The organism is Mesorhizobium sp. WSM1343, assembly GCF_055901535.1.
Genome location: NZ_CM148370.1, coordinates 5,169,184 through 5,190,050, shown reverse-complemented (window position 1 = coordinate 5,190,050; position 20,867 = coordinate 5,169,184). Strand labels below are relative to the sequence as shown.

Annotated in this window: 19 protein-coding genes; 6 read left to right on the top strand and 13 right to left on the bottom strand. The window is 62.0% G+C overall.

Going from position 1 to position 20,867, the window contains the following annotated elements:
• Genes AC0NIL_RS25425 through AC0NIL_RS25410 form a run of 4 tightly spaced genes read right to left on the bottom strand, consistent with a single transcriptional unit; the run spans position 1 to position 3,447 of the window.
• A complete protein-coding gene (locus AC0NIL_RS25425; RefSeq protein WP_013532763.1) occupies positions 1-597 on the bottom strand; it encodes a GNAT family N-acetyltransferase in 597 nt (198 codons plus the stop codon).
• Between the two features lie 15 nt (positions 598-612).
• Entirely contained in the window at positions 613-1,905 is a 1,293-nt protein-coding gene (locus tag AC0NIL_RS25420) for a M16 family metallopeptidase (RefSeq protein ID WP_013532762.1), read from the bottom strand.
• A 14-nt stretch (positions 1,906-1,919) separates the two neighbouring features.
• A complete protein-coding gene (thrC, locus tag AC0NIL_RS25415) occupies positions 1,920-3,317 on the bottom strand; it encodes a threonine synthase (protein ID WP_013532761.1) in 1,398 nt (465 codons plus the stop codon).
• A 1-nt stretch (position 3,318) separates the two neighbouring features.
• Complete coding sequence (locus AC0NIL_RS25410; protein ID WP_263499029.1) at positions 3,319-3,447, bottom strand: hypothetical protein; 129 nt, start codon at positions 3,445-3,447, stop codon at positions 3,319-3,321.
• Between AC0NIL_RS25410 and AC0NIL_RS25405 the strand changes: the two genes are divergently transcribed.
• Positions 3,446-4,177, top strand: a complete 732-nt coding sequence (locus AC0NIL_RS25405; protein WP_063171665.1) for a hypothetical protein — start codon at positions 3,446-3,448, stop codon at positions 4,175-4,177. The genes AC0NIL_RS25410 and AC0NIL_RS25405 overlap by 2 nt on opposite strands.
• A 42-nt stretch (positions 4,178-4,219) precedes the next feature.
• On the opposite strand, the gene AC0NIL_RS25400 is transcribed toward AC0NIL_RS25405, so the two are convergent.
• A complete protein-coding gene (locus AC0NIL_RS25400; RefSeq protein WP_275953730.1) occupies positions 4,220-4,906 on the bottom strand; it encodes an HAD family hydrolase in 687 nt (228 codons plus the stop codon).
• Between the two features lie 176 nt (positions 4,907-5,082).
• On the opposite strand from AC0NIL_RS25400, the gene AC0NIL_RS25395 reads away from it, so the two are divergent.
• Positions 5,083-6,216, top strand: coding sequence for a site-specific DNA-methyltransferase (locus AC0NIL_RS25395; RefSeq protein ID WP_275953729.1), 1,134 nt, complete (start codon positions 5,083-5,085; stop codon positions 6,214-6,216).
• Positions 6,217-6,282: 66 nt separating this feature from the next.
• On the opposite strand, the gene AC0NIL_RS25390 is transcribed toward AC0NIL_RS25395, so the two are convergent.
• Positions 6,283-6,894, bottom strand: coding sequence for an HAD family hydrolase (locus AC0NIL_RS25390; protein WP_473572708.1), 612 nt, complete (start codon positions 6,892-6,894; stop codon positions 6,283-6,285).
• Complete coding sequence (mutY, locus tag AC0NIL_RS25385) at positions 6,887-8,092, bottom strand: A/G-specific adenine glycosylase (protein WP_275953727.1); 1,206 nt, start codon at positions 8,090-8,092, stop codon at positions 6,887-6,889. Before mutY ends, AC0NIL_RS25390 begins: the two co-directional genes overlap by 8 nt.
• Before the next feature lie 53 nt (positions 8,093-8,145).
• Here mutY and AC0NIL_RS25380 point away from each other — a divergent pair, with 53 nt between their 5' ends.
• The 3 genes from AC0NIL_RS25380 to smc all read left to right on the top strand — a co-directional run bounded on the left by AC0NIL_RS25380 (position 8,146) and on the right by smc (position 13,120).
• Positions 8,146-8,646, top strand: coding sequence for a DUF721 domain-containing protein (locus AC0NIL_RS25380; protein WP_013532755.1), 501 nt, complete (start codon positions 8,146-8,148; stop codon positions 8,644-8,646).
• Positions 8,647-8,809: 163 nt separating this feature from the next.
• On the top strand, positions 8,810-9,553 hold the full coding sequence (locus AC0NIL_RS25375) for a DsbA family protein (RefSeq protein ID WP_013532754.1): 744 nt from the start codon (positions 8,810-8,812) through the stop codon (positions 9,551-9,553).
• 105 nt (positions 9,554-9,658) lie between these two features.
• The gene (gene smc, locus AC0NIL_RS25370; protein ID WP_275953726.1) at positions 9,659-13,120 is read left to right on the top strand and encodes a chromosome segregation protein SMC; all 3,462 of its coding nucleotides are present in this window, start codon (positions 9,659-9,661) and stop codon (positions 13,118-13,120) included.
• Between the two features lie 262 nt (positions 13,121-13,382).
• On the opposite strand, the gene AC0NIL_RS25365 is transcribed toward smc, so the two are convergent.
• From AC0NIL_RS25365 to AC0NIL_RS25345, 5 genes are all read right to left on the bottom strand, one after another.
• Positions 13,383-13,598, bottom strand: a complete 216-nt coding sequence (locus AC0NIL_RS25365) for a hypothetical protein (protein ID WP_127365665.1) — start codon at positions 13,596-13,598, stop codon at positions 13,383-13,385.
• A gap of 180 nt (positions 13,599-13,778) precedes the next feature.
• Positions 13,779-14,147, bottom strand: a complete 369-nt coding sequence (locus AC0NIL_RS25360; RefSeq protein ID WP_013532752.1) for a VanZ family protein — start codon at positions 14,145-14,147, stop codon at positions 13,779-13,781.
• Between the two features lie 92 nt (positions 14,148-14,239).
• Positions 14,240-15,121: a hypothetical protein gene (locus AC0NIL_RS25355; RefSeq protein ID WP_275953724.1), complete on the bottom strand. Its 882-nt coding sequence runs from the start codon at positions 15,119-15,121 to the stop codon at positions 14,240-14,242.
• Positions 15,122-15,196: 75 nt separating this feature from the next.
• Positions 15,197-16,399 carry an alpha-2,8-polysialyltransferase family protein gene (locus tag AC0NIL_RS25350; RefSeq protein ID WP_244506925.1) on the bottom strand — a complete coding sequence of 401 codons (1,203 nt, stop codon included), beginning with the start codon at positions 16,397-16,399 and terminating at the stop codon, positions 15,197-15,199.
• Positions 16,400-17,160: 761 nt separating this feature from the next.
• Positions 17,161-18,798 carry an ABC transporter substrate-binding protein gene (locus AC0NIL_RS25345; protein WP_473572707.1) on the bottom strand — a complete coding sequence of 546 codons (1,638 nt, stop codon included), beginning with the start codon at positions 18,796-18,798 and terminating at the stop codon, positions 17,161-17,163.
• Between the two features lie 128 nt (positions 18,799-18,926).
• Between AC0NIL_RS25345 and AC0NIL_RS25340 the strand changes: the two genes are divergently transcribed.
• A complete protein-coding gene (locus AC0NIL_RS25340; protein WP_473572706.1) occupies positions 18,927-19,826 on the top strand; it encodes a LysR family transcriptional regulator in 900 nt (299 codons plus the stop codon).
• A gap of 86 nt (positions 19,827-19,912) precedes the next feature.
• Here AC0NIL_RS25340 and AC0NIL_RS25335 read toward each other — a convergent pair whose 3' ends face one another.
• Positions 19,913-20,785 (bottom strand): phytanoyl-CoA dioxygenase family protein, encoded by an 873-nt coding sequence (locus AC0NIL_RS25335; RefSeq protein WP_024503632.1) that lies wholly within the window; start codon positions 20,783-20,785, stop codon positions 19,913-19,915.
• Positions 20,786-20,867 lie beyond the last annotated feature (82 nt).

Genomic DNA, 20,867 nt, shown 5'->3' with positions numbered 1-20,867 from the left:
TCAGTCCTTCGTTCCAACGCCCGGCGGATCGTCCGCGATCCGGGCGTAGAGGTAGTGGTCCTGCCAGATGCCGTTGATCCTGAGATAGGATCGCAGCAGTCCTTCGCGCCGAAATCCGGCTTTTTCAAGCACGCGGATCGACCTGATATTGTCGGGAATACAGGCCGCTTCGATCCGGTGCAACCTCAGCGTATCGAAGGCGAAGCGGGTCACCACCTTGACCGCGTCGGTCATCAGGCCGCGGCCGCCGAAGCGCTCGCCGATCCAGTAGCCGACATGGCCGCTTTGCGAGACGCCATGGCGTATGTTGCCGAGCGTGATGCCGCCGGCAAGCTTGCCGCTGCTCCTCTCGAAGATAAAGAAGGCGATAGCGGTTCCCTGAGCATAATCCTCGCGGTAGCGGCTGATGCGCAGCCGCCATGCGTTGCGGTCGAGTTCGTCGGGAGTCCAGCGTGGCTCCCATGGTTCGAGGAAGGCGCGGCTTTCCCCGCGCACCGCCGCCCACTCGCGATAGTCGTTGGTGAACGGCACGCGCAACGTGACACGGTCGCCCTTCAGTGCCGGCAGGTCACGGCGAAAGAAAGGGAGCGCGAACATGGCGCTTTGAGGGGCTTAGACGGCGAGCTTGCGGGCCGCGGTCTGCGTGCCCGCCAGCGATTCGAGAATCGCCTCATAGGGCGCCAGTGTGCCCACAGGCCCGACAGCGGTAAGCGTCGGCTTGGTCGAGAACAAACGCGACGATAGATCGGTCAGCCGCTCGATCGTCAGCGCCGACAGCCGTTCCATCAGTTCCTCCTTGGCGATCGGCCGGCCGAACAGAAGCAGTTGCCGTGCGATCTGCGAAGCGCGGCTGGCCGGGCTTTCGGCTGACATGATCAGTCCGGCGCGATATTGGGCGCGCGCCCGGTCGAGTTCTTCCTGCAGGATCTTCTCGCCGGCCTTCTGCAGTTCGTCGATGATGACAGGCACCAGTTCGGCGATGTCGCTCTGGCCGGTCGCTGCATGGACGCCGAAGACGCCGGTGTCGGAAAAGCCCCAATGGAAGGCATAGACCGAGTAACACAGGCCGCGCTTCTCGCGGACCTCCTGGAACAGGCGCGACGACATGCCGCCGCCGAGGATCATCGACAGCACCTGCGAGGCGTAGAAGTCGCGCACATGATAGGCGCGGCCTTCGAACCCCAGCACGATCTGCGCGTCCATCAGGTCGCGGTCCTCGCGAAAATCGCCGCCGACATATTGCGCATATTGCGGGATGGTGCTGTCGGCCTTGCTGCGGAAGCCGCCGAGCTGCTTTTCGACCTCGCGCACGAAATTGTCATGCTTGATGTCGCCGGCGGCGACAATCACCATGCGCTCGGCGCCATATTGCCGCTCTATGAAGTCGTGAAGTTGTTTCGAGGTGAAGGATTTGACGGTTTCGGGCGTGCCGAGAATGGAGCGCCCAATCGTCTGATGGCGATAGGCGGTTTCCGTGAAACGGTCGAAGACGATGTCGTCGGGCGTGTCGTGCGCGGCGCCGATCTCCTGCAGGATCACATGCTGTTCGCGTTCGAGTTCCTGCGGGTCGAATTCGGACTCCTGCAGGATGTCGGCAAGAATGTCGACGGCCAGCGGCACGTCGTCGGAGAGCACCCTGGCATAGTAGGAGGTGGTCTCGACGCTGGTGGCGGCGTTGATTTCGCCGCCGACGTCCTCGATCTCCGAGGCGATTTCGAAGGCGCTCCGCCTTTTCGTGCCCTTGAACGCCATGTGCTCGAGCAGATGGGCCATGCCATGCTCGTCGTCACGTTCATTGCGGGCACCCGACTTGACCCAGGCACCAAGGGCAACCGATTCGATGCTTTGAAGGGTTTCGGTGGCGACTGTCAGGCCGTTCGACAGACGGCTTACCTCAACACCCATATGGCTACTACTCCCTAACGCGCCGCCCGCGCGCGGCGGCCGACGTAATCTTCCACCATTTTCAGGTCGGATGGAAGTACCGTGTATTTTTCCTCCGATGTCATCAACCCACCTAGCCATGCGGGCAGTGCGGGCGACACGCCGCTGGCGGCTTCGACGGCGGCCGGGAATTTTGCCGGGTGTGCTGTACCCAGCACCACCATCGGCACGGCGCCTGACGCCTTGCCTGCGGCGACATGCACGGCTGCCGCAGTGTGCGGATCGAGCAGATAGTTGCTGGTCGCGAGCGTCGAGCGGATGGTGGCGGCGACCTCGTCCATATCAGCGCGGCCGGCGTCGAATTCGGACCGCATCCCGGCGATTTGGTGGGGTTCGATGGTGAAAGCACCGGACTGCTTCAGGCCGTCCATGTAGCGCCGCACGGTCGCGGCGTCACGGCCGGAGGCCTCGAACAGCAAGCGTTCGAAATTCGACGACACCTGGATATCCATCGACGGCGACGTGGTCGCAAAGACGCCCTTGGTGCGGTATTCGCCGGTCGAAAAAGTGCGCGCCAGGATGTCGTTGTCATTGGTGGCAATGACCAGCCGATCGATCGGCAAGCCCATCTTCTTGGCGGCATAGCCGGCAAAGATATCGCCGAAATTGCCGGTCGGCACGGTGAAGGAAACCGGCCTGTCCGGCGCGCCGAGCGACAGCGCCGAGGAGAAATAATAGACGATCTGGGCCATGATGCGGGCCCAATTGATCGAATTGACGCCCGAAAGCGCCACCCGGTCGCGAAAGCCGTGATCGTTGAACATGTCCTTGAGCAGGCCCTGGCAATCGTCGAAATTGCCTTCGATCGCCAGCGCATGGACATTTGCAGCCGTCGACGTCGTCATTTGCCGCTGCTGCACCGGCGAGACGCGGCCATGCGGGAAAAGGATGAAGATGTCGGTCCGGCTGCGACCGGCAAAGGCATCGATGGCAGCCCCGCCGGTATCGCCCGAGGTGGCGCCGACGATGGTGGCGTGCTGGTCGCGTTCGGCAAGCACATGGTCCATCAGCCGGGCCAGAAGCTGCATCGCCACGTCCTTGAAGGCGAGCGTCGGCCCGTGGAAGAGTTCCAGGACGAAGGTGTTGGGGCCGGTCTGCACCAGCGGGCAGACAGCCTCGTGGCGGAAGGTGGCATAGGCTTCGCGGACCAGCCGCTCGAAGACGGGCGCTGGGATTTCGCCGCCAAGGAACGGCGACAGCACGCGGATGGCAAGGTCGGGATAGGCAAGGTCGCGCATGGCGCGGATCTCGGCGGCGGAAAACTGTGGCCACTCGCGCGGCACGTAGAGCCCGCCGTCGCGCGCCAGCCCAGCCAGCACGGCGTCGGAAAATCCAAGAACGGGGGCTTCCCCGCGGGTACTCACATAGTGCATGTCACAATTCCGTTACTGCCTGGCTTTTTCCGTCCACCGCAAGGTGGTTAATTCTGCACTGGCTCAGTCGCATTTTTGCCGCGCGGTTGATATACGTCACCAGCTTTGCGAGAGGGAAGTGCAGTTTCATGGCGTTTCGTACATTCAGTGGTCGCTTTTTGGCGGGTCTTGCGCTCACCGGCTTTATGCTTGCCGCCGCCGGCTGCCAATCGGGCGACAATGGCATCCTGAACCTCGGCATCGGCAAGAAGGAGGACCCGACGGCGCCACCGCCGCCGCAGGATCCGAAGATCCTGGCCAGCCAGTTGCAGGCCTATTGTCCCAGGGTGACGGTGCGGGACGGCACGGCCTTCTTCAACACCTATTCCAGGGAAGCTCAGAAGCCCAAGCCCAGGATCAAGAAGACCGGCGATGCCGCGCAGGATGCCGCGGCCCAGGCCGAGGCTGACGCCGCTGCTGCAACGCCGCCCGACGAATCGGCCAACATCATCTACCAGGCGTCGGTCAGCGACGTGACACGCGACTGCAGCCGTGCCAACGGCCAACTGACGATGAAGATTGCGGTCGCCGGCAAGATTGTCCCCGGACCGAAGTTTTCTCCAGGCACGATCACCATGCCGATCCGAACGGCGGTGATGCACGGCACCGAGGTCCTCTACTCGCAGCTCCACCAGTATCAGGTCCAGGTCACCGATCCTTCGGTTGCCACGCAGTTCGTCTTCACCGATTCCAATGTCGTCGTGCCCGAGCCGACGGCCCAGGATTATCAGGCCTTTGCCGGCTATGACGAAACCGCGCATCAGGCAACGGCCGACAAGTCGAAGAAGACCCGCCGCAAGAGGGCTGCCGCGACGAACTAGGTCTCGGCAGTTGCATGAGGCGTGCGTCGCGGCGCACGCTTCTCAGGCGTCCGACCACTCCGACAGCGCGGCGATCACGCTTTTCAGCTCTGCCCAGCGGCGGATCACCGTTTCGGCGCCGGCCTCGGTGAGCGCGTCGGCATGGCCGGGATAACTGTGTCCCGCGCCGGTGAAGCCGATCACCCGCATGCCCGCCGCCCTTGCGCCGTGGACGCCGTGCACGGAATCCTCGATAACGAAAGTGTTCGCCGGGTTGGCGCTGAGTTTCTCCGCCGCAAACAGGAACACGTCCGGCGCCGGTTTCGTTTTCCCGGTCGGTGTTTCCATCGCCGAAAAAATCCGGTCGGTGAAAAACGGCAGAAGATGCACCTTCTCCAGCATGAATTCGATCCTCTCGGAGCGTGAATTCGAGCAAACACAGCGCGGCACGGTTACCGCGGCAACGGCCTCGCGCGCGCCATCGATGGCGCGGACGTCACTGCGCAGTTTGCGGTCGACCAATTGTTCCTCCCTGTCGATAAGAGAGGCCTGGAAGGGAATGCGGGACTTTTCCTCGACCCGCAGCATGATGTCCTTGAAGGTCAGGCCGGCATAGCTCTCCGAAATCTCCTCAGCCGATATCTCGTATCCGGCCAAGGTCAAAAGCTCGGCGTCGACGCGGGCGGCGATGATCTCGGAATCGACGAGCACGCCGTCGCAATCGAAGATGACAAGGTCTGGCTGGGGCATGGTGATCCGGACAATGGGAGGGCGAAGTGGCCTCGGAAGGCTCAGGCGGCGCGGCATACACCAACAGGGCCGCCTTCGCAAATTCGCCACACCCGTCCCTTGGCCTTCACGGAATATTTACGCTGATCGGTAACCATAACCAGGAGTAAACAGTAACGCGTGCCTTGGGTGTCAGAATGTCTGCCGTGCGTCTTCTCGACGAGCTTTCCCACGCTCCCCAGCAATCCGAATGGCTGGACACGATCCTCAAGGGCGACTGCGTCGCCGCGCTAGACCGGCTGCCCGAAAAATCGATCGACGTCATCTTCGCCGATCCGCCCTACAATCTGCAGCTCGACGGCGACCTGCACCGCCCTGATCAGTCGAAGGTCGACGCCGTTGACGACGATTGGGACCAGTTCGAGAGTTTCGAGGCCTATGACGCCTTCACCCGTGCCTGGCTGCTGGCGGCGCGCCGGGTGCTGAAGCCCAACGGCACCATCTGGGTCATCGGCTCCTATCACAACATCTTCCGTGTCGGCGCCAAGATGCAGGATCTTGGCTTCTGGATCCTTAACGACGTCGTCTGGCGCAAGACCAACCCGATGCCGAATTTCCGCGGCCGCCGCTTCCAGAACGCACATGAGACGATGATCTGGGCCACGCGCGATCAGAAGGGCAAGGGCTATACCTTCAACTACGAAGCGATGAAGGCGTCCAACGACGACATCCAGATGCGCTCCGACTGGCTGTTTCCGATCTGCACCGGCGGCGAGCGGCTGAAAAACGACAATGGCGACAAGCTGCATCCGACCCAAAAGCCGGAAGCGCTGCTTGCCCGCATCATGATGGCCTCGACCAAACCGGGCGACATCGTGCTCGATCCCTTCTTCGGCTCCGGCACCACAGGCGCGGTGGCCAAGCGTCTCGGCCGCCATTTCGTTGGCATCGAACGCGAGCAGGCCTATATCGACGCCGCCAACGAGCGCATCGACGCAGTGCGGCCGCTGGAAGAGGCCGACTTGACCGTTCTCACGGGCAAGCGCGCCGAGCCGCGCGTTGCCTTCGTCAGCCTGATCGACAACGGGCTGATGATGCCGGGTGCGACGCTCTACGATGCCAAGAAGCGCTGGGCGGCCAAGGTGCGGGCCGACGGCACGGTGGCGATCGGCGACAGCGCCGGTTCGATCCACAAGGTCGGCGCCGAAGTGCAGGGGCTGGATGCCTGCAACGGCTGGACCTTCTGGCATTATGAGCGCAGCGGTGGCCTGACCCCGATCGACGAGCTTCGCCGCATCGCGCGGCTCGGCATGGAGCGGGCAGGGGCCTGAGCCCCTGCCAATTGCTTCGAATGCCGTTGATTCAAAGGCTCAACGGATCGCGCGAAGCGATTCAAATCAGGCCTTGATTCCGAGACGTTCAAGGTCTGCTTGAAGCGTCCTTGCGTCGGTGAACAGCACAGATTGCCAGCCAGCCGCTCTGGCGCCGTCGACATTCTTCTGGCTGTCGTCGATGAACAGCGTGGCCGACGGCTCGAGGCCGAACGCGGCGACGTGGTGATCGTAGATGGCCCGGTCGGGCTTGATCTGGCGGATGTCAGCCGACACCGTCACGCCGCGCGGACGATTGAGAAAATCGAAGCGTTCGCGTGCCTCGGCCAGCGTGTCGCTGGCAAAATTGGTCAGCATGGTCACGTCGTGGCCGCTCTCGATCAGACCGACCATGATGGCGACGCTGTCCTCATAGGCATGCGGCACCATCTCGTGCCAGTGGCGGCGGAAACCGCGGATGTTTTCCGCGTGATCGGGGTGGTCCGCGATCAGCAGCGCCTCGGCCTCTGCCCAGGTCCGGCCGCGATCCTGCTCGATGTTCCAATCATGCGTGCAGACATTGTCGAAAAACCACTTTCTCTCTTCGGCATCCGGAATGAGGCGGCTGAACGGAATGTTGGGATCGTAGTGTATCAGCACGCGGCCGATGTCGAAAACGATGTGGCGTATTTCAGTCATGGGGCCTCTTTGCACTGTGTGGCGACGGCTTTTTCGTCGCGCCGGGTATCGCAGCCTCGATTGCCTTTTTCATGACAGTCGGCAGCGCCTCGCCGGAAATCTCGTGAGCGAGCGACCAGAAATGCCCGTCTGGCGCATCACCTTTGATGTGAGCGTGAAAGACTTCGAGTTCGAGAGCGAAATGCGTGAAGACATGCGCAATGCGGCCCGCATGCCGCCAGTCGGCGGGAAACGGCGCGGCCGCTTGCGTGGTTGCCCCATCGATCCGCGCGGTCCAGCCTGTCGTCGGCACCTCGGTCATGCCGCCGAGCAAGCCCTTCTCGGCCCGTTTGCGCAGAAGGATGGCGCCGTCGGCCCGTACGGCGACAAAGGCCGCGCCGTGCCGCTGCGGCTTGTCGGCCTTGGGCAGGCGCACCGGGAAGTGCTCGGGATCGCCTGAAACGACCGCGCTGCAGTCTTCGCGTAGCGGGCACAGCATGCAGCGCGGCCGGCGTGGCGTACAGATGGTGGCGCCGAGATCCATCATCGCCTGGGCGAAGTCGCCAGGCCTTATCCCGGGCACCATGCGCTCGACATGGGCGCGGATCTCGGGCTTGGCTTCGCTGAGCGGGGTTGTGATCGAAAACAGCCGGGAGATGACACGTTCGACATTGCCGTCGACAACCGCGGCGGGGCGATCGAAGGCAATCGCCGTGATGGCCGCCGACGTATAGGCGCCGATGCCGGGCAGCTCTCTCAAACCCGTCTCCGTGTCGGGAAACCGGCCGCCACGCTCGGCCACAAGATCGGCACAAGCCTTGAGATTGCGGGCGCGGGAGTAGTAACCGAGCCCGGCCCAGGCCTTCATCACGTCCTCCGCCGGCGCCGCGGACAGCGCCTCGACATCGGGCCATTTCTCGACGAAAATCCGGAAATAAGCCTTCACAGCTTCGACGGTGGTCTGCTGCAGCATGACCTCGGAGAGCCAGATGCGGTAGGGATCAGGCCGCACGCCGCGTGCATGCTCACGGGGCGTGATGCGCCACGGCAATTCACGGTGATGCACATCATACCAGCCGAGCAGGCGGGATGCGATATCGTCGCTGACACCGGATGCAGCTGTGCTGCTATCTCCAGATGCAGCTATGCTGCTATCTCCGGATGTGGCTTTGCCACTATCCCAGGATGCGGTCTTGCGGGTCTGGTCTGCTGGTGCCATTGATCTTGTATTGGCCTGGCCGGTATCTGCTGGGTCGTCGCTGGAGGACGTACATGGCAGGGAGAACGCCCTACGGCAATCCCGTCCCGGTCAGCGATCTCGCGACCAGGATCCTCGATCCGGTGCTGCGCAAGCGGGCCGGCATTTCGATCGGCCTCGTCCAGTCATGGGACGAGATCGCTGGTCCACGGCTGGCCAGCCACTCGCGTCCCGAAAAAATCCAGTGGCCGCGCCGTATGCATGAGGACGATCCGTTCGAGCCGGCCGTGCTGGTCATTGCCTGCGAAGGCATGGCGGCACTTCATCTGCAGCACGAGACGGGCGAGATCATCAACCGGGTCAACGCCTTCCTCGGCTTCACCGCCATCAACCGCATCCGGATCCTGCAGAAGCCGGTGACAGCCGACAAAGGAAAGCGCAGACCGGCCCTGAGACCGCTGACCGCGGCTGAGAAGACGAAATTGTCGGGGACTGTCGGCCTGGTCGATAATGAAGGACTGCGCGCCTCGCTGGAGAAACTTGGCGCGACCATTATTGGGGAGAGAAAATCATAGGCGTCTTGAAGAAAGTCATGGATTCGTCGTCAATATCTCGCTTTCGTGATCGCCCTTGTCAGGTTTCGCGATTGGATTGGGGATCGAGATGCCTTAATTCGCGCCAACTCTCGCCTTTTCGTGTCTTTGCATTGCAAAATCCAACCCTTGTCAGGTGATTCGTATGAACCGTCCCCCGTTTGGCCAAAGCTTGTCTCGCAGAAACGTCCTGTCTTCGCTGGCCGCCATTCCGGCGGTGGCCCTGCTCGCGGCCTGCAGCGACTCTGGCGAGGAGGCGAAGGCTGCGAATGTGAAGCCCGCTGAGCCGGCCGCTCCCGCAAAGCCGGCCACGCCGGCCGCCGCCACCGCGCCGGAAGCCCAGGGCACCGTGGACATGACGGAACTGATGAAGCCTGGCGCGCTGCCCGACAAGCAGCTTGGCAAGGACGACGCCAAGGTCACCATCGTCGAATACGCCTCGATGACCTGCCCGCATTGCGCGCATTTCGCCGAGACCACCTTTCCGGACCTGAAGACCAAGTACATCGACACCGGCAAGGTTCGCTACATCCTGCGCGAATTCCCGTTCGACCCGAGCGCCGAAGCCGGTTTTATGCTGGCGCGCTGCGCCAAGGATAACTATTACCCCATGGTCGACGTCCTGTTCCGGCAGCAGGCGAACTGGGTTGGCGTCCAGAATACCAAGGATGCGCTGCTGCAAATCTCGAAGCTCGCCGGTTTTACACAGGAGTCCTTCGAGGCCTGCTTGACGGACCAGAAACTTCTGGACGATGTGAGATCGGTCCAGAAGCGCGGCGCCAATGAATTCAAGGTCGACTCGACACCGACCTTCTTCATCAACGGTAAGACCTACAAGGGGGCGATGTCGATTGAGGAAATGTCGGCCATCATCGACCCTCTGCTCTGACGCCCAGTCAGCCCTGAGGCGGCGGCGCTTCGGCGTGCGCGGCTTCTCGTCGTGCCGCGACTTCCTTTCGCAAAACCACCGAAATCCGCTTAGCGGGCGGCGCGAATGAAGTTTTCGCGCCTTCGCCTCCTCGGTTTCAAGTCCTTCGTCGAGCCCGGCGAGTTCGTCATCGAACGCGGCCTGACCGGCATTGTCGGACCGAATGGCTGCGGCAAGTCGAACCTTGTCGAGGCGCTGCGCTGGGTGATGGGCGAAAGCTCCTACAAGAACATGCGCGCGTCCGGCATGGACGACGTCATCTTTTCCGGCTCGGGCACTCGGCCCGCCCGCAACACCGCCGAAGTCACGCTTTTCCTCGACAACAGTGACCGCTCGGCGCCTGCTGCCTTCAACGATGCCGACGAACTGCAGGTGTCGCGCCGCATCGAGCGCGAGGCCGGCTCGCTTTACCGTATCAACGGCAAGGAGGCCCGCGCCAAGGACGTGCAGCTTCTGTTCGCCGACCAGTCGACCGGTGCGCGTTCCCCGTCGATGGTCGGCCAGGGCCGCATCGGCGAACTGATCCAGGCCAAGCCCCAGGCACGCCGCGCCCTGCTCGAAGAGGCGGCAGGCATTTCCGGCCTGCACACCCGCCGCCACGAGGCAGAACTGCGGCTGAAGGCGGCCGAGCAGAACCTCGAACGACTGGACGACGTCGTCGGCGAGCTGGAAAGCCAGATCGAAAGCCTGAAGCGCCAGGCGCGCCAGGCCTCCCGCTTCAAGAACCTGTCGGCCGATATCCGCAAGGCCGAAGCAACGCTGTTGCATCTGCGCTGGACGCTGGCCAAAACCCAGGAAGGCGAGGCGCGATCGGCGCTGGCGGTTGCCACGGCACTGGTCGGCGACCGCGCCGCGGCCCAGATGGCCGCCGCCAGGGAGCAAGGCATAGGCGCCCATCGGCTGCCGGACCTGCGCGACGCGGAAGCCGCCGCCGCCGCTGCCTTCCAGCGCCTCTCGATCGCCAAGTCGCAGATCGAAGAGGAAGCCGGCCGCATCCGCGCCCGTCAGAGCGAACTCGAGCGCCGGCTGCAGCAGCTCGACGGCGATATCGCGCGTGAGGAGCGCATGGTCCGCGACAACGCGGACATTCTCGAGCGCCTGCGCGCCGAAGAGGCGGCACTCAATTCGGAAAATGCTGGTGCCGCCGAGCGCGAGGCCACCACCCGCGCGGCTTTCGAACAAGCGGCATCTACGCTTTCACAAAGCGAAGCCAAACTCGCCGCGCTGACTGCCGAGCGGGCCGAGGCTGCCGCCTCGCGCAACCAGATCGAACGGACGCTGCGCGATACCGCCGAGCGCCGCGACCGCTTCGCGCGTCAGCTTGCCGATGTCGACCGGGAATTGTCGGAGATACTCTCCAAGGTCGCTGGCCTGCCCGATCCGGCCGAGAAGCGCGTGCTGGTCGAACAGGCCATGGCGCTGCTGGAGGAGGCCGAGGCTGCCGTGTCCGAGGCCGAGCAGTCGGTCATCGATGCCCGCGCTGCCGAAAGCGCTGCCCGGCCACCGCTTCAGGATGCCAGGGCCGAGCTGGCAAGGATCGAAACCGAAGCGCGCACGCTGGCAAAAATCCTCAATGCCGCCAGCGGCGATCTCTTCCCGGCCGTGCTGGAGCAGATCAGCGTCGATCGCGGTTTCGAAACGGCGCTGGGTGCAGCCCTTGGCGAAGACCTCGACGTGCCGCTCGACCGCAGCGCGCCGGTGCATTGGGGCGAAGGCGCGATCCAACCCGGCGACGCGGCTCTGCCGGAAGGCGTGAAGAGCCTGGCCAGCGTGGTCCACGCGCCGGCACAGCTCGCCCGCCGCCTGGCGCAGATCGGTATCGTCGATGCCGCCGGCGATGGCCGCCGGTTGCAGCCGCTGCTTGCTCCCGGCCAGCGGCTGGTCAGCCGCGAGGGCGCGCTGTGGCGCTGGGACGGCTTTACCGCCAGTGCCGACGCGCCGACCGCCGCGGCGCAACGGCTGGCGCAGAAGAACCGGCTGGCTGAGCTCGATGCCGAGGCGATACAGGCGACGCTCGTCCTGCGCCAGGCCGAGGAGGCGCTGGGGGAGGCCGAACAGGCGCTCCGCCTGGCAAGCGAGGCCGAGCGCAACACGCGCCAGGCCGGTCGTGACGCGCAGCATCGGCTGGACGCCGCCCGCAATGCACTGGCTGAGGCCGAGAGGGCCGGCGGCGAATTGCAGAGCCGGCGCGCAGCACTCGATGAAGCGCGCGCCCGCATCGTTGACAGCCATGAGGAGATTTCGGCCGCCTTCGCCGAGGCGGAAATGCTGCTGCAGGACGCGCCCGATCTTGGCGATCTGCAATTGCAGCTCGAACAGTCCTCGGCCAATGTCGCGCGCGACCGCGCCGCGCTTGCCGATGCGCGTGCGGTGCATGAGGGGCTGCGCCGCGAAGCCGAGGCGCGCGCGCGCCGGCTCGATGCCATTGGCGCCGAGCGCAGCAATTGGCTGGAGCGGGCCGAAAACGCCTCGACGCAGATCGCCTCGCTTGGCGAACGCAAGGCCGAGGCCGAGGCCGAACGCGAGCGGCTGGCGGATGCGCCCGATGAAATCGACGCCAAGCGGCGCGCCCTGCTGTCGCAGCTCACCGAGGCCGAAACCTTGCGCAAGGCGGCGGCCGACCGTCTGCAGGAAGCGGAGAACCGGCAATCCGAACTGGACAAGGCCGCCACCGGCGCCATCCAGTTCCTGGCCGAGGCTCGCGAGACCCGCGTTCGCGCCGAAGAGCGGCTGACCGCGGCCGACGAACGCCGGCTGGAGGTCGAGGCGCGCATCCAGGAAACGCTGAACACACCGCCGCATCTGGTTATTCGCCATACCGGTCTGGAGGCTGACAGCCCGATGCCTGAGATGCCCGAGATCGAGCGTCAGCTGGACCGGCTGAAGATCGAGCGCGAACGGCTGGGCGCCGTCAATCTGCGCGCAGAGGAAGAGCAGAAGGAGCTTTCCGACCGGCTGGAGGCGATCGTGTCGGAGCGCGAGGACATCATCGAGGCGATCCGCAAGCTCAGGCAGGCGATCCAGAGCCTCAACCGCGAAGGCCGCGAGCGGCTGCTTGCCGCCTTCGATGTCGTCAACGGCCATTTCCAGCGGCTGTTCTCGCATCTGTTCGGCGGCGGCACGGCGGAATTGCAGCTGATCGAATCCGACGATCCGCTCGAGGCCGGCCTCGAAATCCTGGCCCGCCCGCCCGGCAAGAAGCCGCAGACCATGACGCTGCTGTCGGGCGGCGAGCAGGCGTTGACGGCGATGTCGCTGATCTTCGCGGTGTTCCTGACCAATCCGGCGCCGATCTGCGTGCTCGACGAAGTCGACGCCCCGCTCGACGACCACAATGTCGAGCGCTTCTGCAACCTGATGGACGAAATGGCCGCCACCACCGAGACGCGCTTCGTCATCATCACCCACAATCCCATCACCATGGCGCGCATGAACCGGCTGTTCGGCGTCACCATGGCCGAACAGGGCGTCAGCCAATTGGTATCGGTCGACCTGCAGGCGGCCGAGGCCATGCGCGAGGCAAGCTGACCCAGGTCGCGCTGGCTGGAATGGGCCGCACCGGAGCAATTTCAGGAAAAGGGTGCAAGCGGTTCTCGCCCGGCAAAAAATGTCAGGGCCGCGGACTGTGCCTGTGCGAATGATGTTTGGCCGGGGACCAGACGAAATAGAGCGAGCCCAGTTTCAGCACAGGCACCCTGCGATCCCGCTCGCGATCACGCAGTTCCCGGTAGGTCTTCACCTTCAGTGTGCCCCCCGGCAATCTGATTCGCAAAGCCATGATGCATAGAGCTTACGTGCTTTCTCCAGACGATGGAAGATTCATTTCAAGTTCCTCATCAGTATTCGAGCTCCTGGATGGTCGATCAGGAATTGTACTGGGCCACCAGATGACGAAATATTTGCCAAACTGCCAGACCGGGACTTCGCCCTTGTGCTCCCGCCGCCGCAACTCATGACGTTGCTTGACCTTCAATACACCGCCCGGAAGCCTGATCTTGATCGTCATCGTCCCTCAATACTGATGGCGCACTTCCTGGGTGCCGCGCCCAAAATATCTGTCCGGCCAAGTTAGAAAAATTGCTCACTCTCGGATCGGATCGTTGCAATCCGATTTCGCTGAGTCAATGGAGCCGAGGGCGAACTCCTGTGGCTATCGGCGCCGTGCAGATAAGGCTTGAGAGCGGGCTCAACCTCTGCGCCGCAAGATCCAGTTCACACAGATCACGGCCACGAGGCCACATGCGATGCCGGCGCAATCGGCAAACCAGTCGAACACATCCAGATCGCGCCGTATCAGCGCCGTGCCCTGCAGGACCTCGATCGCCGCTCCAATCATGGCCAGGAAGACGATTAGTCTTGCTTTTCGATCGGGCCAGCCGAGCCCTCCAAGGAAAGTCATGACGGCAAAGGCGCTGGCGTGGTTCAGCTTGTCGGAACGGAAACCGATATCGATCCCGTACTCTTCGAGGCGGGGTATAGGCAGCAGTGCAAGGGCAAGAACAGCGGCAAGCGTGGCGAAAAAGGCGATCCGTTCGACGGCTGGATAAAATCTCATTCTGTTCCAATCTTTGCCCGGCCGCCGGGAAAGTCGAATCCGGCTCGGTATTGGCAGTTCAGGCTGAAACTCGGATCGACGGCGTTGTTCTTCTAAAGCCGCAATTTTTGCTTGAGCTTTTTCAGCCAGGTCTGTTCCGCCTCATCCTGATTTTGATGCGCCGGGACGTAGCGCGGCCGTATCTTTTTTCCTTTGATGTAGAATGGCTTTTCGACTTCTCCAACCAGATTGACGAAAAGCCGGGATTTGTTGGTGGGTTGGCGGACTGTGACGCCGTGGACCGATTCAATCGAATTGATGAACAATACAAGAATGTTCTTGTCGTATTGAACTGTTTCGACGCATTCCAAATGGGTGTCGTCGACATAGGCATCATTGAAGAGTGTCGCTTTGGCTTTCAGCGTGGCGTATTTGGACTGGAAACGACTAATTGTCAGGTCCCCGCCAACGGCATCATAATCTTCCGGCCTCATATAAAACAGGCCAGAAAATAGCTTGTCGCCATTGTCGATGTGGCTTGTCCGCACCGATCCGGCATTGGTCACCGGCGTGTTCCCGCTGAGCATCGCATCCATCAGTATGTCGCGCGTTGCATAGGTGTCACTAAACCTGGTGCCCGCTTTCATATTCTTGAGGCGTTCATAATTGGGGTAATAATCAGGGTAAAGCTTGTGAATATCGTCGTAGAACAGGTCGGCGACCTCGCCGAAAAATGCTTGCGATACATGGTAGGCGATAAAATCGCGCCATATTTGCGGCACGGCTTCGTTCGACCGAACGCGGTGGGCCTCATAATCCCACCTGGTGTTGTTGCGGCGTGTATCGATTTCGAGCGTTTCCGGAGCGGGAAACGTGCCGGCCAATTCCTGGTAGAGATCGAGGGGAAGGGCGTCAGGCAGGATGATGTGTGGAAACGGCTCCGATCGAACGTCGGCCTTGGTGGCTCGTTGAAGGACTGAAAGCGGCTTTGACATCGATGATGTCCCAGATCGAGTTTGTCCGAATTTGGACAGCGAGGATCGTGTTCAACCTGTTCGGGTTACCGCCTTTCAACGGATCCCTTTCTGCGTCTCGTTCAAAGATTGGAGCGTTGAAAAGGGCTCCGCATGGGCTTTTACCATTTCGCTCATTAGAATATCCGCGCCAGTCATGAGGGGGACCAGGGATTCCGCAAATGTGTATGTTTTGATGCCGTAAAGCCACTTCAGGTAAAGAAGGGCAGCTGACGTGCCGGAGACGCAGCCAACGATGTTCATCCGGGATACGACAAGCTCTATCGGATATATGTGTGGCAGGTTAGCTTCCATGATCCTGGTGTTGGCGTCGGCCGTCACATTGCCAACTGTATCCAGCAATTCGGGGAAGAAGGGCTTGCTTATTCTGGGATGTTCCTTCCAGACGACGTCGTATCCCCTCTCGACGATCTGCTCCGCAATTCGTCTATAGATCGCCGCCTCTTGCGCGTACGACATTATGCGGTTTCGCGACAATGCCTGGCCGAGCAGCAGGATCCGTGGGTTGGCTGACGCACGGCAATGTTCATCGCCGCCGGAAAGCGCATCCCTGCAGGCTTCATCTATTACGTCGCGCATCAGCGAAGCGCCGACCTGAAATCTTGGTACGTTCTCCAGTGCATCGTGAATGGGGATTTCGTGAAGCAAAGAATAAAACTTCGTCACCCGTCTCAGATGGTGTCTTTCTATCCTGTCGGCCGCTTTCCTCAATCGGAACGCCGGTGAAATTGTAGAGAGTCCTGCAATCAAGACCGCGGTGATGCGTCGTCGAAACCTTGTGCCCGGCGGCCGTGACATGGTTGCCATCTCGAATGGAAGGTATGACGTCAAGCCATCCTCATACAAAACGATCTTGGCTTCAGGGTATGAATCCAGCAGTATTTTTTCCGACGGCCGGTTAACGAAGCAGGCCCAGATTTCAGCTACGGAACTCGCGTCGAGACCAATTGTGTCTCGGATCAGACGATGGATCCGGAAAATTTGCAGTTGCCCATATTTACGCTCGGACGTCAGAAGGTCGTACGCCCATATGATCCGTCTCCAGGTCCATACTTTAGACGCAAGTTCAGCAAGACCGGTCTTGAAATGCTCGGAAACGCCGGCCGTTTCATAAAGCAGGAGATAGTCCTCATGCTCCTGATCCGCCGGGGAGCTTCCATCCATTGTTGATTGGCGAAGTGAGGCAACCAGGCTGAGCAATTGCCAGCTGCCAAAGACGCAGCATATTCGAGCTGGCAATTTAAGATCTCCAGATCGGATGGAAATAACGCTGCATGTTCCGCGATCTCAACCGCAAAATTGCTTCATATCCGACAGGCCGTGTGGCTCGGGGCGTCCCACCCGCTTCGTAATACTGCCTATCGCGTCGGTAGGAAATATCTTTCAGATGGCGGGTCTAACGTCCAAGACAGGCTGGAGTTCCGCACAATAGGCAGGCGAATTCACTTCAACTGAGCGGCAGAGACCTGTCGAGATCCGGCAATAGAACCCGGTGCGGCAGACCGCTCATGCGGTCGTCTTGCTGCTTCGGGTCCCTCTCGGCACCAAGAGCACGAATTCTCCCGGTTTTCGGGAAGGTCGTTGCCCGGGAAAGCGGGTTTCGCTTCCCCCAGTCAAAAGTAAGCTCCAGCCATGAACCGGAGCTAGATGATGACAGAGGCAGAAACCAGAATGTTTCACACGCTTGATGTGCCAGCCGGTCCGGTGTGGCGGCCTGCAATCCCGGCCGACCTGACAAGGCAGGGCATGTGTGGGCGTGTCTGCGCATCATGCCCGATACAAAGCCCGCACTGCTCCTCGAACGCCCTTGAGGCCGACGCTTCGGCGCAACGTCCCCGGTGAGCAGGCCAGAGCAATTCTAGGAAAAGTGTGAAGCGGTTTTCCGGCCAAAATTGCCTCAAAACAAAGAGTTAGAGCAGCTCGCCGTTTCCGTGAAACGGTGAACTGCTCTAAGGGCGGCGCCAGAAAATGCGCCGCCCTGTCGGAGGGGTCGTCCGCGATCAGGCGGCGAGCCAGGCCCGTGTGAAATCCTGCTCATAGGCCTGGTGCATTTGGTAGCCCATCAAGGAAGGTTTCATATGGCAGAACAGCTTTCGCCAGTAAGGCTGAACGATGATGCCGGAATCCTGCAGCATGACCTGGAGTTCCTTCATTACCACACGGCGCTGCTCCGGATCGGCGATGGAATTGGCCTTGTGGACCTTGGCATCGAAGTCTGGATCGGCGAACCCCGTCTCGTTCCATGCCGAACCGGTCTGATAGGCAAGCGCATAGGTCTGGATGCCGAGCGGTCGGGCGTTCCAATTGGTCGTCGCGAAGGGATACTTCGTCCAGTCGTTCCAGAACGCCGATTCCGGGATGACGGTGCGTTTCACCTTGAAGCCGGCGTCGCGCATCTGCTGGGCGACGGCATCGGAGCTTTCCTTGCGGTAGTCGGCTTCGACCGAGATCAGATCGAACTCGAAATCGAGCTGGCCGGCTTCCTTGAGCAATGCCCTGGCCCGGGCCGGATCACGTTTGATCGGCGGCAGGTCGGCGTGTTCGGGATGCATCGGTCCGACATGATCGTTCTGCGCGACGATGCCCATGCCGTCGGCGCCCAGTTGCAGCACCGCTTCGTTATCGACCGCAAGCTGTATGGCGTTGCGCACGCGCTTGTCGTCATAGGGTTTGGCGTTGACGTTGCAGCGCGAGACCAGGGTGGCGGCAGTGACGATCTCGCTTTTCTTCAGGCCCAGCCTGTCGAGCATGGCGACATCATAGGACTGCGTCTGTCCGTTCAGGTCGATCTCACCGGATTCGAAGGCGGAGACGGTGGCGGCCGAGTCGGTGCCGTAGTCGGTCCAGTCGATGCCGTCGAGGAACACCTCGCCGCCCCACCACGACCCGTCCGGCCGCTTGCGCACCGAGGCAGCAACGCCGACATCGAGTTTTTTAAGCTCGAATGGACCCGTGGAAACGGGGTTGGCCGACAGTGGCGCTGCCTTCGGATTGAACGTGCGGTGGACGATCAATGCCGGGTAGTCGGTCATCGCAGGAATGATGGTGATGTCGGGCTGCGACAGTTTCAGGACCACGGTGTGGTCGTCGCGAACTTCGATGGCACCAGTGCGCGCCGCCTTGGTGTCGGGATCGATCAGGGCGGTCATGCGCCCCGCCATCGAGTTGCCGGCGGCATCCTTCTCACACCAGCGCGTGATGTTGAAGGCGACATCCGTGGCGGTGAAATCGTCGCCGTTCGACCACTTCACCCCTGGGCGCACCTTGAGCACATATTCCGTGGCGTCCGCATTGATCTCCCAGCTCTGCAGCAGCACCGGCTCGAAGGTGAAATCCGGCTTCCAGCGCACCAGCGGTTCGAGAAACTGCATGGCGATGTTGCCCATCTGCGAAACCTTGAACTTGCGCGGGTCTTCCAGCTCCATCACCTGCATGGCAACACGCAGCACGCCGCCCTTTCTGGGTTGGGCGGCTTCCTCGGCCCGCGCCGGGACCGGTTGACCGATGAGCCCATAGGCAATCGCCGTGCTGGCGCCGAAGGCGCTGGCCAACGCCAGGAACTCGCGGCGGCCAAGCGCGCCGCTCTTCGCGCCTTTCGCAAATGTGCCGATCGCCGGATGAAGAGGTCTGGATGTCATATCGGTTCTCCCATTGTTGATTTTACGCCCAAATTCGGTGGAATGCCCTTGCCGCGTCGTTGCTGGGCGCTGTTTTCTACAAGACCCAGCCGATGGCGGCGGGGCCGCGACGGCGAGGGGAAGGCAAGATGAATCTTCTGACGGCGATGCGGGTGTTCGATCGGGTCTGCCTGCTGGGCAGCCTGTCGGCGGCGGCGCGCGATCTCAACATGTCGACGACGGCCGTCAGCCGCACCATCAAGGAACTGGAAGACGACCTCGGCGTCCGGCTCATCAATCGCACCACAAGGCGCCTCAGCCTCACAGAGGCGGGCCGCGACTATGCTCCGCGTGCCCGCATCCTGCTCGACGACATTTCCGAACTGCAGGATTCGACGCGCGGCCTGCACAAGGAGACGCGCGGCCTGATCCGGGTTTCCTGCTCCAATGTTCTGGGCCACACGCGCATAACCAAGCTGGTGCCGAAATTCCTCGAAGAGAACCCGCTCACCACGATCGAGTTCGACCTCACCGCGCGTTATGTCGTCGGCATTGTCGAGGAAGGCTACGATGTCGCCATCCGCTTCGGCGGTCAGGCCGATTCCGCCTTGATTGCCCGCCGGCTTGGGGAAGTTCGCAACTATGTCTGCGCCACGCCCGATTATTGGGACACAAAGGGCCGCCCGGTCCACCCGGATGAGCTGGCAAGCCATTCCTGCGTGCTGAGCAATTTCGCCAAGCGGCTTGGCACATGGCCTTTCATCGGACCAGACGGCCCTTTCGATGCGGCTGTCGGCGGGCGCATCTCGACCAACAGCGTTGAGGCCGCCTACCAGATGACCACCGCCGGTTTCGGCATCGGCAATCTGCCCAGCCTGCTGGTCGACGCTGCGATCAGCGACGGCCGGCTGGAAGTGCAGCTGGATGAGTTTCGCCCCGGCTCCAGCCCGATCTACGCACTCTATCCGCACCGCACCTATATTGCGGCCAAGGTGCGCGCGTTCGTCGATTTCCTGATCCGCGAACTGTCGGCCGACTTCACCGCCTGAAATGCTGCCCGATTGCCGGCCAACGCCGTCCGGGGCCTGGCGCGAACGCCAGGCCCCTGCTGCCCCCGTCGCCCGACGCGGCAGCGTCATTTCCACCAGGCGGTGGTGTCGTACATCGGTCCCGGCTCCTCGAAGAGCTTTTCGTATTTGCACAGTGCCGGCGTCTTGCCGAGCGGCACCGAAACACCGTCCCTGAACGCCCATTCGCCACGTTGCGTCGTATCCGCCCGCACATAGCTGGACAGTGCAAAGGCGCGGTCGTGCTGTGACCTATTGGGCGAGGAGCCGTGCACGGTGAGCAGCCCCCATAAAGCAAGATCGCCCGGCTCCAGCACCAGCGGAACGATGGTCGCCGGGTCGATGCCGACCTTGCGCAACTCTTCTTCGGCGGTCAGACCCTTCATCAGCTCGCCGGTTCCCTCGTCCGACAGGCCGAGATAGCCGAGCTTGTGGCTGCCGGGCACGACCTGAAGGCAGCCATTGTCCAGCGTCGCCCGATCGACCGCGAGGCCTGTTGTCACGGTGGCGTCGGCGACATTGTCGAAGGCGGCCTGGTTACGGAAGCGCAGATCCTGGTGGAAGCGATAACCCGTGACATTGGCGCCGGGCGGCTTCCAGTGCAGCTGTTGGGCGATCTGTTTTATGTCGCGGCCGATCAGACCCTCGAGCAGCTTCAGATAGTCGGGATTGCGGCGGAATTGCTCGAAATAGGAATTGATCCAGGAAAACCAGTAAGCCTGCAGCACATAGCGTTGGCCAAAGTCCGATTCAGGCAGGATCTGGAAATTCAGGTTGCCGTGCCGGAAAGTGGCGTGATGCTTGAGGCCTTCGGCATAGACCGCATCGGTTTCCTTCTTCAGCCGGATCATCTCGTCGCCGTCGACAAATTGTCGAACGACCGCATATCCTTCCTCGCGGTACTGCTCCACCGCTTCGCGTGCCTGCCTGTCCGTCAGCATATCCGTGACAACCCCCGTCTGTGATCTGTGTCGATCGTAACAAACGGGTTGCCGGCGATAAGCCGTGGATTTTGGCATCGAC